The following is a 15,649-nucleotide window of genomic DNA, read 5'->3' as shown; positions in this document are numbered from 1 at the left end:
ATTTGTACAAAATAAAATAGATACAATGAGAAAACTATATGCATTATTATTACTTGTACTTTTTAATCAGGTAGTTATGGCTCAAAAAACAGTCACTCTTCAAGATTGTGAGAGCCAGTTTTTAAAAAACAATCTTTTTTTGCTAGCCTCTCATTATAATATTGATGCCGCAAAAGCCATGACCATTCAGGCCCGAATATGGGATAATCCAAACCTTACTGCAGAATTAAACGCCTATAATCCTGAAAGGGATAAGTTTTTTGACATTGGCAAACAAGGACAAAAAGTATTTGGTATCGAACAGTTAATCTATTTAGGCGGAAAAAAACGTAATGAAGTTAAACTGGCAAAAACTAACGAACAATTAGCAGAACTTCAGTTCAATGATTTATTAAGAACATTAAAACTGCAGCTGCGCCAGAGTTTTTACACGGTTTATTACAACACAAAAAGTCTTGAAATAACTGATAAACAATTGGTTCATATTGAAGATTTAATAAACTCCTACTCTATTCAGGCTCAAAAAGGAAATATTCCTCTGCGAGATGTTGTGCGTTTACAGTCTCTGTATCTAAACTTTAAGAACGAACGAATGGAAGTCGTTAACAACAGCATTGAAGAGCAGGCAAATTTAAAATTACTGCTAAATTCAACTGAAACTATTATTCCTGATGTTTCTAAAGACGATTTTAATAAATACTTAAAAATAATTCCTTTTGATCTAAAATCTTTTGAAGATGAAGCAATTGCCAATCGTCCGGATTATTTAGCCAAACAAAAAGAAATTGAAGCTAATGAACTGAATGTAAAATGGCAAAAATCGCTTTCTGTACCAGATATAACTTTGGGCGCTAATTATGATCAGCGAAGCGGTGCATTTAATAATGAGGCTAATATTTCTGTTGGAATTCCGCTGCCGCTTTGGAACAAAAACAAAGGAAATATCAAAAATGCTCAGGCCGTTTTAGCCCAATCTAAAGTAGAAAAGCAAAACTTTAATCTTCAATTGGAAACCGAAATCACATCGGCATGGAATAAATGGGATGAATCCCGAAAAAACTATGCAGTTATAAAACCAACTGTAAACTCAGACTTTGAAGCGGTTTATAACGGAATCTTAACCAATTTCCAAAAAAGAAATATCAGCTTATTAGAATTTACCGATTTTATGGAAAGTTACAATCAGGCTAATATTCAGGTTAATGAATTGAAGAAAAAATTGGCTTTATCCGGCGAAGAATTAAATACTACTATCAACAAGGATTTATTTTAAAACTAAATAATAATGAAACATACACTAATTATAGGAATTGCAATAGTAAGTTTATCACTTGCCAGCTGCAAAAAGGAAGTAGAAAATCCTCAAACCAATACTTCTTTCGCCTTAAGCGATAATATGCTGAAAACTACTACTACGGCAGATGCGAAAACCCAGACAGTGAAAAATGAGCTGAGTTTTTATGGAAAAATTACTGCCGATAATAATAAATTAATCGATGTTTATCCGCTTGTGGGCGGAAACGTGATTAAAGTAAATGTTGAACTTGGAGATTATGTAAAAAAAGGCCAGGTATTAGCAACCATAAAAAGTACTGATGTCGCTGATTTTGAAAAACAATCTATCGATGCAAAAAATGATTTGCTTGTTGCAAAAAACAAACTAAAAGTTGCTCAGGAATTATACGACGGAAAATTAAATTCTGAAAGCGATGTTCTTGAAGCAAAATCTGAAGTAAACAAAGCACAGTCACAGCTAAGCAAAATTCAGGAAACTTATAAAATTTACAATATTAAAGCCGGTTCTATTTACGAAGTAACGGCGCCAATAAGTGGTTTTGTTATTCAAAAAAGCATTAATCAGGATATGCTTTTACGTTCTGATCGTTCTGAAAATATTTTTGACATTGCAGAAATCAGCGAAGTTTGGGCAATGGCCAATATTAATGAAATCGACATTAATAAAATAAAACTTGGAATTGATGCCAGCGTAACTACTCTAAGTTACCCTGATAAAGTTTTTAAAGGAAAAGTAGATAAAATCTTCAACGTAATTGATCCCGAAACCAAAGCAATGCAGGCGCGTATTAAACTTCAAAACCCTGGTTTTTTATTAAAACCGGATATGAATGCTAATATCAAATTATCCTATAATGAGAATGAATCAATGATTGCAATTCCAAGCAATGCCATTGTTTTTGATAAAAGTAAAAATTTCGTCATGATCTTTAAAGATCGTCATAACATTGAAACAAGACAAGTTGAAGTTTACCGAGTTGTAGGTGATACAACTTATATTTCAAGTGGTTTAAAGGAAAATGAAAAAGTTATTACCAACAATCAATTATTTATTTATCGCGCTTTAAACGATTAAAAGATGAACAAATTTATACGAAATATAATTGCTTTTTCGCTTAAGAATAAAGCATTTACCTTTTTCTGGGTAGGAATATTGGCTGTTGCAGGATTTATTTCCTTTAAAAATATGCCAATTGATGCTTTTCCAGATGTAACAAATACTCAAATTATTATCATTACGCAATGGAATGGTAAAAGTGCCGAAGAAGTAGAGCGTTTTGTAACGACACCAATCGAGATTTCGATGAACTCGGTGCAGAAAAAAACGAGTGTGCGCAGTATTACGATGTTTGGTTTATCTGTAATCAAAATTATTTTTGATGATGGTGTCGACGATACTTTTGCCCGCTTCCAGGTAAATAATTTACTTAAAAATGTTACACTTCCAGATGATGTTGAACCAGACGTTCAGCCTCCTTATGGCCCGACTGGAGAAATTTTCAGATATATTGTAAAAAGTAACAGCCGTGACAGTCGTGAATTATTGACTTACCAAAACTGGGTTATAGACAAACAATTACGTGCCGTTCCCGGTGTTGCAGATTTAAATGTTTTTGGCGGACAAACTAAAACTTATGAAGTTGGCGTTGACCCAATAAAACTGGCTAAATACAATATTACACCATTACAGGTATATAATGCAGTTGATGCCGGAAATATAAATGTGGGCGGTGATATTATTGAAAAAAACGGGCAGGCATTTGTTGTTCGTGGTGTTGGTCTTATAAAATCCAGAAAAGACATCGAAAACATTATTGTAGACGAAGCTGGAGGAAATCCAATTTTGGTTAAAAATGTAGCTTCTGTTTATGACAGTTCTATGCCGAGAGTAGGACAAACTGGAATTGGAAACAACGACGATGCAGTTGAAGGAATTGTTGTAATGCGTAAAGGCGAAAATGCACAGGAAACTCTTGCTTTAATAAAAGATAAGATTAAAGATTTAAATGATAATATCCTGCCAAAAGATATTAAAATTGAAACTTTCTACGATCGTGACAATTTGATGAATTTCACTACCGAAACGGTAATGCATAATTTATTTGAAGGTATTATTTTGGTTACCTGCGTCGTATTTCTATTTATGGCCGACTGGAGAACTACTTTTACTGTTTCGATAGTTATTCCGCTTTCTTTATTATTTGCCTTTTTGTGTTTAAAAATGATGGGAATGAGCGCCAACTTACTGAGTTTAGGTGCTGTCGATTTCGGAATTATCATTGATGGTGCCGTCGTAATGGTCGAAGGATTATTTGTGGTTCTGGATCATAGGGCGCATCAGCTGGGAATGACGGCTTATAATAAAATTGCAAAAGGAAGCATCATTAAGAAAACCGGAACAGAAATGGGTAAAGCTATTTTCTTTTCTAAATTAATTATCATTACCGCTTTACTGCCAATATTCTCATTCCAGAAGGTTGAAGGAAAAATGTTCTCTCCCCTTGCCTATACTTTAGGTTTTGCCTTAATGGGAGCATTAATTTTCACACTTACTCTGGTGCCGGTTTTATCTCATATTTTATTGAATAAAAATGTAAAAGAAAAGAATAATCCTTTTGTAAACTTTTGGGACAGAATTGTAGGCAAAGGTTTTGCATGGACATTTAAGCATAAAATAAAATCATTAGTTATTTCATTATCTGTAATTGCTGCTACATTTTTCTCTGCTTCATTTTTAGGTACAGAATTTTTGCCTCAGTTAAATGAAGGAGCTTTATGGGTTACGGCAGAATTACCAATGAGTACTTCTCTGCCTGAAAGTGTAAAAACAGCAGCAATGATCAGAAAAGATCTTGAAAGTTTTCCTGAAGTAAAAAATGTGCTTTCACAAACTGGAAGAAGTAACGATGGAACAGATCCAAACGGATTTGGGTTTATCCAGCTCCAAGTCGATTTGAAACCAAAAGCCGACTGGAAACGAAAAATCAGCATGGATGAACTGATTAACCAAATGGACGAAAAATTAAAAGTTCATCAGGGAATTACTTATAACTATTCTCAGCCTGTAATTGATAACGTTGCTGAATCTGTTGCTGGTTTCAAAGCTTCAAATGCAGTTAAAATCTACGGAGATGATTTAGATAAATTAGATGAACTTTCTAATGAAGTTTTAGCAAAAATCAAAGATATTCCAGGTATCAAAGATGTTGGAATTCTTAGAAATGTTGGTCAGCCGGAAATTAGTGTAATTCTTGACAGAGAAAAAATGGCTGCTTACGGTGTAACTTTAAGCGATGCTCAGGCTGTTTTAGAATTAGCTTTTGGAGGAAAAACTGCTACTCAAAAATATGAAGATGAAAAGAAATTTGATGTACGAGTTCGTTTTTCTAAAGAGTATCGTAAAGACGAAGAAGATTTAGCAGAATTAAAAGTACCAACTATAAGCGGTGCAAAAATCCCGTTAAAAGAAATCTGCGACATTAAAACCATAACTGGTCCGGCATTTATTTACAGAGATAATACGAAACGTTTTATTGGAGTAAAATTTTCTGTTCGTGACCGAGATTTAGGAAGTACAATTGCAGAAGCACAATCAAAAGTTGCAGAAGTAAAAATGCCTCCTGGATATACAACTGGATGGACAGGAGAATTTGAAAATCAGGTTCGTGCCAGTGCACGTCTGGCGCAAGTTGTACCAATCAGTTTAATTGGAATATTTGTCTTGTTATTCATTCTGTTTGGAAACTTTAAAGATTCATTACTTGTTTTAGCCAATGTTCCATTTGCTGTAATTGGCGGGATTATAGCTTTACACTTAACGGGAATGAATTTTGGAATTTCTGCAGGAGTTGGTTTTATTGCCTTACTGGGAATCTGTATTCAAAATGGTGTAATCCTGATCTCAGAATTTCATCATAATATAAAGGCAAAATTCTCATTAGAAGAATCCATTTTTATGGGAGTAAAAGCCAGAACAAGAGCAGTAGTCATGACGGCACTTATGGCTTCTATAGGTTTAATGCCCGCAGCAATTTCAACCGGAATTGGATCAGAATCTCAAAAACCTCTTGCAATTGTAATTATTGGAGGATTAGTAACGGCAACAATTTTGACATTATTGGTTTTCCCAATTTTATTCTGGATTTTCAATCGAAAAAAACACGCACCGATAGAATAAAACGGTTTTATGATAAAATTAATTTGGTTAGATTAATTTGGTTTAGAAAGAAAAAGCATCATTATTTTTAATGGTGCTTTTTTGATTTAGATACTCTCTTAAAACAAGCAGAAAAAAAAAACGGTCTTCTGCTCAAAGAAGACCGTTATACTAACTCAAACTTTTAAACTTTTTAAAGTTTATTTTGCATCTTTTAGAATTGCAATTGCATCTGCTGCATTTGATAATTCAGCATATTTTAATGCAGTATATCCTTTTTCGTTTTTATCAGATGGACGAGCTCCAGCTGCTAATAAAACTTTTATAATTTCTACTTTATTGTAACGAGCTGCTGTCATTAAAGGAGACATATCGTCTGCTTTTTCATTTACATTAGCACCGTACTCGATAAATTTCTTTACTGTGTCGATATCTCCTTTAGCTACTGCAACTACAAGAGGTGTTCCTTCATATACAGCAGATACTGTAATTTCATTTTTAGCAGCTGATGTGCTGTTTGAAGCCATAGAAACATTTGCAAATGCTACTAAAGCAAGACCTAAAGAAATAACTGATTTTTTCATAATGATTGGGTTGTTAAATTGATTGATAATTATTTGATTGATAATGAATTTTAAATTCTATACAAATTTAAATTAAAAAGTGGTATATTGTATAACAAAGTACCTTGTTTTAACTAATTCTTAACTTTTAATTAATGAATTCGAAATATTACTCTTCTAAAATTTAAATTCACTATAAAAGACGCAACAAATGTAGAAATGTTACACCAAAACGAATATTTTTTTAAAATTTGTGATCAAGAAAGTATCAAAAATGAAAGAGAAAACTATACTCTTTTAACTATACAACAACAGCATGTATAAAAAAGGCAGAAATTTTTCATTAAAAGAAAAAAAATAAACCGTTTTTTATGGATTTGTGATGAAAATTATCAATGTAAGTAAAAAACACAAAAAGAAAGAAAATACCTATTTTACATCGAAATAGTAATCACTCATTTAATCATTTTAACATGTATTCTTTAAGCTATTTTGCGGTGTTTTTTAATGAAAATTTAGTTCCATATACATTTATCAAATCGTTTTCGAATAAAGTATACGGATCATTATAAAATTGAAGAAAATCAGGAACACTAATCTGCCCCGGAAAAGGTGCATAATAATGCGTTAAACTTACTGCATCATTTCGCCAGACTAAGACATAACAAAGCTTAATATTTTCTTTCTTTATAGATTGAAGTAAAACTTCTGTCCACCAGTTTTTATTTGTTATTGATTCTAAGCCGGTTTCTGTAAAAGCTGCTAATTTGTTCTTTTTAATTGCAATGTCAGAAATGATTTTGAGCTTTTTTATTCCGTTTTCTAAGTCATATTTCCCGTCACGTCCAAAATCTCCATAATTATCTATCCCAAACATATCAACATAATCATCGCCAGGATAGCGTTCTAAATATTCTGACTCAGAATTAAATCGATTATCTGGTGAAAATGCGTAAATAAAATTATGAACTTTTAAAGTATCTCTCAGGTATGACACAGTAAATTGCCAGACTTCTATAAAATCCTCACGCGATGTATATTTTTTTCCCCACCAGAACCAATCACCATCAAATTCATGAAAAGGTCTAAAAATCATTGGAACCAATTTACCATCTTTTGCTTTAGCAGAATTTGCAAAGTCAGCGATTGTTTTTAAAATTTCTTTGTATTGCTCATGATGCGAACCTCCTTTTTTTATTAAAGACATGGATGGGGCTGAAATAGAATCTTTCCAGTAAAATCCACCACCCGAAGCAGGATTATTGAAATGCCAGGAAACCGTTGTGATACCGCCTCGCTCGTAAGTATCAATTACATTTTTTCTTAAAGTTTCTTTTGCTTTTTTAATTTGTTCTCTTGACCGTCCCGAAAAATCGCTGAAATCTATTCCTACAACTGCAGGATGTGAACCTGTAACCAATTTAACATCCGATTTATTAGGTTCGTTTGACCAGCCGTGTCCGTATTCTAAAGCGTGTTGATGCCCAAATAAGATATGCTCTTTTGAAATACTTTTTAGATTGCGATATAAGTTTTTTGTTTCTCTTGTTGCGCTTTTATCAATTTGTGCAAAAAGAAAATGCCCTGTTATCATAAATAGAGATAACAAGGCATTTGTTTTATTTAAGTTAGTTTTCATGGTTTAAATAGTTAGTTTAAACCCGAAAATTACTATTTAGAAGTAAGGTATTGTAATACGTTTTTTTCAATACGTTGATCAATATTGTCAATATCAGCTTTTACGAATTTTTCTCCTAAGATATTTTCATACAATTCAATATATCTTTCAGAAACAGATTCAATATATTCATCTGACATATCTGGAATCTGCTGTCCTTCCTGCCCCTGAAAACCGTTTTCGATCAGCCAGCGGCGAACAAACTCTTTTGAAAGCTGTTTTTGCTCCTCTCCTTTTTCTTGTCTTTCAGCATATCCATCAGCATAAAAATAACGAGAAGAATCCGGAGTATGAATTTCATCAATTAAAACAATAACACCGTCTTTTGTTTTTCCAAATTCGTATTTAGTATCAACTAAAATTAACCCGCGGGAAGCAGCAATTTCAGTTCCTCTTTGAAATAAAGCACGTGTATATTTTTCTAAAACTAAATAATCTTCTTCAGAAATAATTCCTTTAGACAAAATAGCTTCACGAGATATATCTTCATCATGCGAACCATTATCTGCTTTTGTAGTCGGCGTAATGATTGGTTCTGGAAATTTATCGTTTTCTTTTAAACCTTCGGCCATTGTTACACCGCAAATTTGTTTTCTTCCTGCAGCATATTCACGTGCTGCATGTCCTGAAAGATAACCTCGAATAACCATTTCTACTTTAAAAGGTTCGCATAAATGCCCAACAGCAACGTTTGGATCTGGAGTTGCAATTAACCAGTTTGGAACAATATCCTGAGTTAACTCCATAAATTTTGTTGCAATCTGGTTCAAAATTTGTCCTTTGTACGGAATTCCTTTTGGTAAAACCACATCAAACGCCGAAAGTCTGTCTGTTGCTACCATTACTAAAAGTTCGTCGTTAATATTGTAAACTTCTCTAACTTTTCCTCGGTAAACTGATTTCTGATTCGGGAAATTAAAATTTGTGGTTGTGATTGTATTACTCATTATCTTGTTGTGTTGTTTTTTATGAATGCAAATTTAAAATTATTTCACAGAGTTACATCATCAAAAGAAAGAGATAAAGTAAGAAATGTAAAATATTTCAATTTTAAAGTTTTTGGAAATAAAAAATCCCTAAACAATTGTCAGGGATTAAATGTTCTAATTGAGATTAAAATCAGCTTGCTGCTAATTCTTTATCTAATATTTTTGAAGCAATATATTTTGCTACGCCGTCTTCGGCATTTGTTTTAATAACTTCTAAATCCGGCAGTGTTTCTTTTAAAACAGCCGGGGCGTTGCCCATAATTAGACCTTTTCCGGACGCTGACAACATTTGAACATCGTTAAAACCATCTCCAAAGGAAACGGCTTGTTCTAAAGTGTAACCTTCTTTTTCCAGTACTTGTTCAATAGCAACGGCTTTATCTATAGATTTATCCATAAATTCCAAACAAGTCGGCAGACTAAAAGCATGATGCAGATGTTCTGATGAATTAGCCAGAACGTCATCTTTTAATTTTACTAATTTCTCATGATCATCACATGAAAAGAAAATTTTAATGGCTCCAAAATCTTCCAGTTTTTTATAGTCAACTAATTCCGGACGGTATTTTAATTCAGCCTGAAAAGAATTAAGTCTTTCATTCCATTTATTGGTCTGCCAAACATTTTCTTTAAATAAAACCACCGTAATAGCCGGATCAATTTCAACATTTAATGCTGCTTTTACTACATCGCTGTCTAAATTAAAAGCAAATAATTCTTCTTTATTTGGTGAATGAATTCTCGCTCCGTTTGAACTCACTAAATAAACCGGCACTTCCAGCGTTTCAATAATTGCCATGGCATCGAGATGATGACGGCCTGTTGCAACAACTATAAGGTAATTTTGATTGTGAAGTTCCTGAAAAATTGATTTGGTGTAATCTGAAATTTTGTGTTGAGGGTTAAGTAAAGTTCCGTCAAGGTCACTTACTACAACTTTTATATTTTTAAGTTTTGTCATATTAATATCAAACATTTATGATGTGCAAATTTACGGCTTTAAGCTCAGTTGAGCAAAGATTACAAGCCTCGATAGGCATAATTGAGATAAGTTTATTATTTATTTAACTATTTGGTTAAGCATTGCATAATACACAATTTAAACTTTTATTATTCCAGATTTGTACAGATTTACTGCTTTTTGAATTACTAATTCAATTTGTTCCAAAGGAAGATCTTCCTTAACATCCAGCATCATAATTTTCATTCTTGAACGTTTTTCCTGAATTAGAAAAGATTCTTCGAAATGTTTTCCTTCGACAATACCAATATACGGCTGCCTGCTTTTTTTGTGAATCCATAAATAGCAGAACATTTTCTCTTTATAACAAAAAAATGGCATTCCGTATTTTAAAACGTGCGTAATATCTTTGTCTTGTTTTAAGATAATATTACGCAAAGCCAGAAATACCTCTTTTATTGGTTCTTCCTGTTTAATGTAGAAATCATCCAGCTGTTTCATTTTCCTGAATTTTATTTTAAAAAAAATATTCGTTTTACTCATTCTAAAAAAATGAATAAAACGAATATTAATAAATGTTAAAACACATTTTACGATTTACATTTAACATTTCACTAAAAATTGAATTTAGTCGTGATTTTCTATCTGTTTGTAAGCGTCAATTACTTTTTTCACTAATCTGTGGCGCACGATATCTTTATCATCAAGATAGATAATTCCGATGCCTTCTATATCTTTCAGAACCAAAAGAGCTTCTTTTAGACCAGAGATTGTTCTACGCGGTAAATCGACTTGTCCGGGATCACCTGTAATCATAAACTTGGCGTTTTTTCCCATACGCGTCAGAAACATTTTCATCTGCGAATGTGTAGTATTCTGTGCTTCGTCAAGAATTACAAAAGCATTGTCCAGTGTACGCCCGCGCATAAAAGCCAAAGGTGCAATCTGAATAATTCCTTTCAGGATATAATCTTCAAGCTTTTCATTAGGGATCATATCACGCAATGCGTCGTAAAGCGGCTGCATATAAGGATCAAGTTTTTCTTTCATATCTCCCGGTAAAAATCCCAGGTTCTCACCTGCTTCTACTGCCGGCCTTGTTAATATGATTCTTTTTACTTCTTTGTCCTTCAGCATTTTTACAGCCATTGCAACTCCCGTGTACGTTTTTCCTGTTCCGGCTGGTCCAACTGCAAAAACCATATCGTTTTTTTTAATTGTATCTACCAGCAGCTGTTGGTTAGGCGTCATAGCTTTTACTATTTTACCGCCTACACCGTGAACTAATATTTTGTCATGATCGTATGCTTTTTTTTCATCCTGACCATCACTCATTATTACACGTTCAATTACATTATCATCAATGTTGTTGTATCTGGTAAAATGAAGCATAAGCCTCTGAAATCTCTTTTCGAATTCATCTAAAACTTCTTTTTCGCCAAAGGCTTTTAAAGTTGTCCCTCGCGCTACGATTTTAAGCTTTGGGTAGTACTTTTTAATTATTTCAAGATGAGAATCCTGCGCGCCCCAAAAGTCTTTTGGAGCGATGTCTACTAGCTCAATAATTCTTTCGTTCAAATGAGTAATTTTAAATTAAAAATAAATTTGTTTTTTAAATCTATTGCTGTCGGGTTCTTTAAGTCGCAGTTATCGCCAATTTGCAGTTTTTATTATTATCAAAAAAGTACTTAAAATTTTCTTTAAAATCAACTTTTTATTAAAAGACTGAAAACTGAAACTGCTAACTGTGACTACTATATACGTTTACTATAATTTTATCGCAATTTGTCTTTTCTTTCTTTCAATTTGCATTTACTATTACTAGCTTTGCATTTCTCAAATTTAATAAAAATTCGAGTTAAATACTATCAATAGTTATAAACAAAATGATGTCAATAATTACCCTTACTACTGATTACGGCTTAAAAGACCACTTTGTTGGTTCGCTGAAGGGTAAAATCATTTCTGAACTTCCAGATGCAAGAATTATTGATATTTCACACGATATTGATCCATTCAACACAGCCGAAGCCAGTTACGTAATTGGGGCTTCTTATTTGAGCTTCCCAAAAGGTACTGTTCACTTAATAGGTGTTGACATCGAACGCAATAAAGAGAACCAGCATATTGCCATGCAGTGGAACGATCATTTCTTTATTTGTGCCGATAACGGAATCTTAAGTATGCTTACGCAGAAGATTGTACCGCAGAAGATTGTTGAAATTAATATTCATGATCGTTTCCCGGCTGAATTCAGTGATTTGGATATTTTTATTCAAGTGGCCTGCCACATTGCAAAAGGAGGTTTGCTGAATGTTATTGGTAAAGAAATCCCAACTGTTAAAGAAGTAACCGAATTACAAGCCGTTGTTGCTGCCGATGGAAATTCATTAAAAGGTTACGTTATTTATATTGACCATTTTGGAAACATAGTTACGAATATATCAAAACAGCAGTTTTTAGAAGTTGCAAAAGGGCGTCCGTATGAAATTGTAATGAAGCCAAAAAGCATTAAAACCATTCTGCCTAATTATTCGGCAATTGCAACTTCAGACAAATATCCTATCAAAACCTATGAAGGCGAAAAACTGGCTATTTTTAATGAAGCCGGTTTTCTCGAAATTGCCATTTTTAGAAGCAATCCTTCAAAAGTTGGTTCTGCAAATAGTCTGCTTGGTTTGAATTATCGTGATGTAATTACGATCAAGTTTTCATAATAAACAGATCTCACATTTAATGGCTCGCAGATTTTGCTGATTGAACAGATTTATACTGATAACATTCGTATTTTGTCAATCGCGAGAATTTCTACAAAGATTTGTCTTTGCGAGGAATGAAGCAATCTCATTTACTTAAGCAATTAGTGATCTTTTATTAGTGCAGCTGCTTCTAACAATATTGCCGAAAAACTATATTTATAATATTTTATTTTTTATTAAAAAGAACAATCAATTTTGGTATTTTTGCGCACCTGAAATGCTTTTAGACTTCAACTAAATCTAAAAGCAGCAATTTAAAATCTAAAATTGAACACATGTTTGTTAGAATTGTAAAAATGAGTTTTCACGAAGAAAAAATTCCTGATTTTTTGGAGAATTTTGAATCTGTGAAAGATAAAATACGAAATGCAGACGGAAATCGTTTTTTAGAATTGTATCAGGATAAAAATGACAAATGTATTTTCTTTACTTACAGCTATTGGGAAACCGAAGCTGATTTGGAAAATTACAGACAATCTGAACTTTTTAATACAGTTTGGGATTTTACAAAAAAGTTATTCAATGCAAAACCGGAAGCCTGGAGCGTGGATAAAGTAGTTTCTTTAGTTTAAATTGTTTCAAGTTTCAGGTTTCAAGTTATAGGCTGAATCTGAAAATTGAAATGACATAACCGCAAAGAACGCTAAGATTAAATTAAATGGTTTTGATGAAACACGAAGTTCGCAAAGAAAGGAACTTCAAACCTGAAACTTGAAACCAAAAAAAATAAATAAACGAATAAACGTTATACATGAAATCAATCATTTTAAGAGAAATAAAATCCTTTTTTGGTTCTCCTATCGGCTACTTGGTCATTGCGATTTTCTTAATCAGCAACGGGCTTTTTTTATGGGTATTTGAAGGAGACTACAATATATTGAATACAGGTTATGCTGATTTGACTCCGTTTTTCACTTTAACACCTTGGATTTTAATTTTTCTGATTCCGGCCGTTACAATGAGAAGTTTCTCTGATGAAAGAAAACAAGGAACGCTGGAATTGCTTTTAACCAAACCTTTATCGATCTGGCAGATTGTAAACGGAAAATTTCTGGGATCATTTTTCCTTATTATTTTAGCCATTATTCCAACCTTTATTTACGTAAAAGTAATTTCTAGTTTAGGTTCTCCGGAAGGTAATATCGATATGGGAAGCACAATTGGTTCTTATTTCGGATTGTTGTTTTTGATTGCTTCTTATTCTGCAATTGGAATCTTTACTTCTACTCTATCAGAAAATCAAATCGTTGCCTTTATTATTGCCGTATTTATATGCTTTCTGTTTTATTTCGGTTTCGAAGGACTGGCTTCATTAGTTCCGGGGCAATCAAATATCATTTCGGCATTTGGAATGCAGGATCATTTTAAAAGTATGAGCCGAGGCGTTATTGATACCCGCGATGTAATTTACTTTTTAAGTATCAGCGTTTTGTTTTTATCTTTTACCGTTTATCAATTAAAATCTTTTAAAGCGTAATGAAAGCATCTAATAAATTAAATCTTAAAACATTAGGCATTACAATTTTTATTTTAATTGTTTTAAATGTTCTTGGAAGCTTATTTTTTCATCGTTTTGATTTGACCAAAGACAAACGATATACTTTATCTGAAACATCTTTAAAAATTGTAAAACAGGTTAAAAACCCGTTGTCAATTAAAATTTATATGCAGGGAGAACTTCCTGCAGATTTTAGACGTTTACAACAGGAAACCAAACAATTATTAGAAGAATTTCAGGCTTACAATAATAATATTGTTTTTGAATTCGTAAACCCAATGGAAAACGAAAACGAAAGCATGGAAATGGTAAAATCACTTTACCAAAAAGGTCTTACTCCTGTAAATATAACAGTTGACGATAAAGGAAAACAATCGCAGGCAATGGTTTTTCCGTGGGCAATTGCGGTTTATAACAACAAAGAAGTTAATATTCCCTTGCTGAAAAACATTATGGGAGCTTCTACTACTCAAAAAGTGATAGGATCTATTCAGCATTTAGAATATTCAATTGCTGATGCGATCAATAAAATTACGAAAGACAGACAAAAGAAAGTTGCTATTATAAAAGGAAATGGCGAATTGTCTGAAATTCATATAGGTAAATTATTAAGACAAATCAAAGAGAGTTATTACATTGGCCCTTTTACACTGGATTCTGTTGCGAAAGATCCAAACGGAACTTTAGATGCTCTTAAAAAATATGATTTAGCAATTATCTCTAAGCCAACAGAAACTTTCTCAGATGAAGAAAAACAAGTTCTGGATCAATTTATCATGAACGGCGGAAAAACATTATGGCTGATAGATCAGGTTGATGCAGATATGGACAGCTTATATAATGATGCCGGAGCAACACTTGCTTATCCAAGAGATTTGAATTTAAATGATATGTTCTTCAAATACGGTTTCAGAATTAATCCTGATTTGGTTAAAGACGAAAACGGAAGTCCAATAAAACTGGCAACCGGAGAACAAGGAAGTGCAACACAATATCAGGATTTTATCTGGAAATTTGCACCTCAGGTTTATCCAACAAGCCAGCATCCTATCGTAAAAAATCTGGGTGGCATTAAATTCGATTTTGCAAGTCCAATTGATACTTTGAAAAACGGAATTAAAAAGACGGTTTTATTACAATCGTCTCAATATTCAAAACAAATTGGAACACCTTCAGAAATCAATCTGAACATGGTAACCGAAGAAACGTCTCCTAAGGATTATCTGAACAAAGGAAATCTAGTCCTTTCAGTTTTATTAGAAGGAAGTTTTAATTCGGTTTTTGAAAATCGTGTACTGCCTTTTAAAGAAAGTTCGTTTCAGGCAAAAGGAAAACCAACTAAGATGATTGTCGTTGCCGATGGAGATATAGCCAGAAACCAATTAGACAAAAACATGATGCCTGTTGAGCTTGGTTACGATCAAAGAACAGGGAATCTTTATGATAATAAAGATTTTATGATGAACTGTGTAAATTATCTTCTTGACGATACAGGACTTATTAACATTAGAAGCAAAGATGTCGAACTGCCGTTATTGGATAAAGAAAAAGTTTACGAAAATTACACCACAACGCAATTCATAACTATCGGGCTTCCAATCCTTATTTTATTGGTTTTCGGATTAGTATTTACCTTTATCAGAAAAAGAAAGTACAGTAAATAGATGTTAATAAAAAAATTGCGAAACTAAGAATGTTTACGATATATTTGTAAAACCTTACTTAGTTACAGAAAAACTGAGAAAAAGA

General features: G+C 32.8%; 13 protein-coding genes. 7 read left to right on the top strand and 6 right to left on the bottom strand.

Going from position 1 to position 15,649, the window contains the following annotated elements; translation table 11 throughout:
• The first annotated feature begins 25 nt into the window (after positions 1–25).
• The 3 genes from FJOH_RS14165 to FJOH_RS14155 are packed head-to-tail and all read left to right on the top strand — an operon-like array spanning position 26 to position 5,473.
• Positions 26–1,273 carry a TolC family protein gene (locus tag FJOH_RS14165; protein ID WP_012024794.1) on the top strand — a complete coding sequence of 416 codons (1,248 nt, stop codon included), beginning with the start codon at positions 26–28 and terminating at the stop codon, positions 1,271–1,273.
• Positions 1,274–1,285: 12 nt separating this feature from the next.
• Positions 1,286–2,371 carry an efflux RND transporter periplasmic adaptor subunit gene (locus FJOH_RS14160; protein ID WP_012024793.1) on the top strand — a complete coding sequence of 362 codons (1,086 nt, stop codon included), beginning with the start codon at positions 1,286–1,288 and terminating at the stop codon, positions 2,369–2,371.
• A 3-nt stretch (positions 2,372–2,374) separates the two neighbouring features.
• Positions 2,375–5,473, top strand: coding sequence for an efflux RND transporter permease subunit (locus tag FJOH_RS14155; protein ID WP_012024792.1), 3,099 nt, complete (start codon positions 2,375–2,377; stop codon positions 5,471–5,473).
• 179 nt (positions 5,474–5,652) lie between these two features.
• Here the strand turns inward: FJOH_RS14155 and FJOH_RS14150 are convergent, their stop codons facing one another.
• From FJOH_RS14150 to FJOH_RS14125, 6 genes are all read right to left on the bottom strand, one after another.
• Positions 5,653–6,036, bottom strand: coding sequence for an ankyrin repeat domain-containing protein (locus tag FJOH_RS14150; RefSeq protein WP_012024791.1), 384 nt, complete (start codon positions 6,034–6,036; stop codon positions 5,653–5,655).
• A gap of 466 nt (positions 6,037–6,502) precedes the next feature.
• Positions 6,503–7,654 carry a glycoside hydrolase family 26 protein gene (locus FJOH_RS14145; RefSeq protein ID WP_012024790.1) on the bottom strand — a complete coding sequence of 384 codons (1,152 nt, stop codon included), beginning with the start codon at positions 7,652–7,654 and terminating at the stop codon, positions 6,503–6,505.
• Between the two features lie 32 nt (positions 7,655–7,686).
• Positions 7,687–8,640, bottom strand: a complete 954-nt coding sequence (locus FJOH_RS14140; protein WP_012024789.1) for a phosphoribosylaminoimidazolesuccinocarboxamide synthase — start codon at positions 8,638–8,640, stop codon at positions 7,687–7,689.
• Positions 8,641–8,812: 172 nt separating this feature from the next.
• Positions 8,813–9,643 (bottom strand): Cof-type HAD-IIB family hydrolase, encoded by an 831-nt coding sequence (locus FJOH_RS14135; RefSeq protein WP_044047754.1) that lies wholly within the window; start codon positions 9,641–9,643, stop codon positions 8,813–8,815.
• 138 nt (positions 9,644–9,781) lie between these two features.
• Positions 9,782–10,144 carry a DUF1801 domain-containing protein gene (locus FJOH_RS14130; protein WP_044048324.1) on the bottom strand — a complete coding sequence of 121 codons (363 nt, stop codon included), beginning with the start codon at positions 10,142–10,144 and terminating at the stop codon, positions 9,782–9,784.
• Positions 10,145–10,270: 126 nt separating this feature from the next.
• Complete coding sequence (locus FJOH_RS14125; RefSeq protein WP_012024786.1) at positions 10,271–11,221, bottom strand: PhoH family protein; 951 nt, start codon at positions 11,219–11,221, stop codon at positions 10,271–10,273.
• 311 nt (positions 11,222–11,532) lie between these two features.
• Between FJOH_RS14125 and FJOH_RS14120 the strand changes: the two genes are divergently transcribed.
• The 4 genes from FJOH_RS14120 to gldG all read left to right on the top strand — a co-directional run bounded on the left by FJOH_RS14120 (position 11,533) and on the right by gldG (position 15,564).
• A complete protein-coding gene (locus FJOH_RS14120) occupies positions 11,533–12,360 on the top strand; it encodes an SAM hydrolase/SAM-dependent halogenase family protein (protein WP_044047753.1) in 828 nt (275 codons plus the stop codon).
• Positions 12,361–12,677: 317 nt separating this feature from the next.
• Positions 12,678–12,974 (top strand): putative quinol monooxygenase, encoded by a 297-nt coding sequence (locus FJOH_RS14115; protein ID WP_012024784.1) that lies wholly within the window; start codon positions 12,678–12,680, stop codon positions 12,972–12,974.
• A gap of 179 nt (positions 12,975–13,153) precedes the next feature.
• Positions 13,154–13,879, top strand: coding sequence for a gliding motility-associated ABC transporter permease subunit GldF (gene gldF, locus FJOH_RS14110; RefSeq protein ID WP_012024783.1), 726 nt, complete (start codon positions 13,154–13,156; stop codon positions 13,877–13,879).
• Positions 13,879–15,564, top strand: coding sequence for a gliding motility-associated ABC transporter substrate-binding protein GldG (gldG, locus tag FJOH_RS14105; RefSeq protein WP_012024782.1), 1,686 nt, complete (start codon positions 13,879–13,881; stop codon positions 15,562–15,564). The genes gldF and gldG overlap by 1 nt, the downstream gene beginning before the upstream one ends.
• The last annotated feature ends 85 nt before the right edge of the window (positions 15,565–15,649 follow it).

Origin of the sequence: Flavobacterium johnsoniae UW101, assembly GCF_000016645.1 — a bacterium.
Classification (GTDB): Bacteria; Bacteroidota; Bacteroidia; order Flavobacteriales; family Flavobacteriaceae; genus Flavobacterium; species Flavobacterium johnsoniae.
Note: the sequence above shows the minus strand (reverse complement) of the source record. Positions and strands in the feature narration are given on the sequence as shown.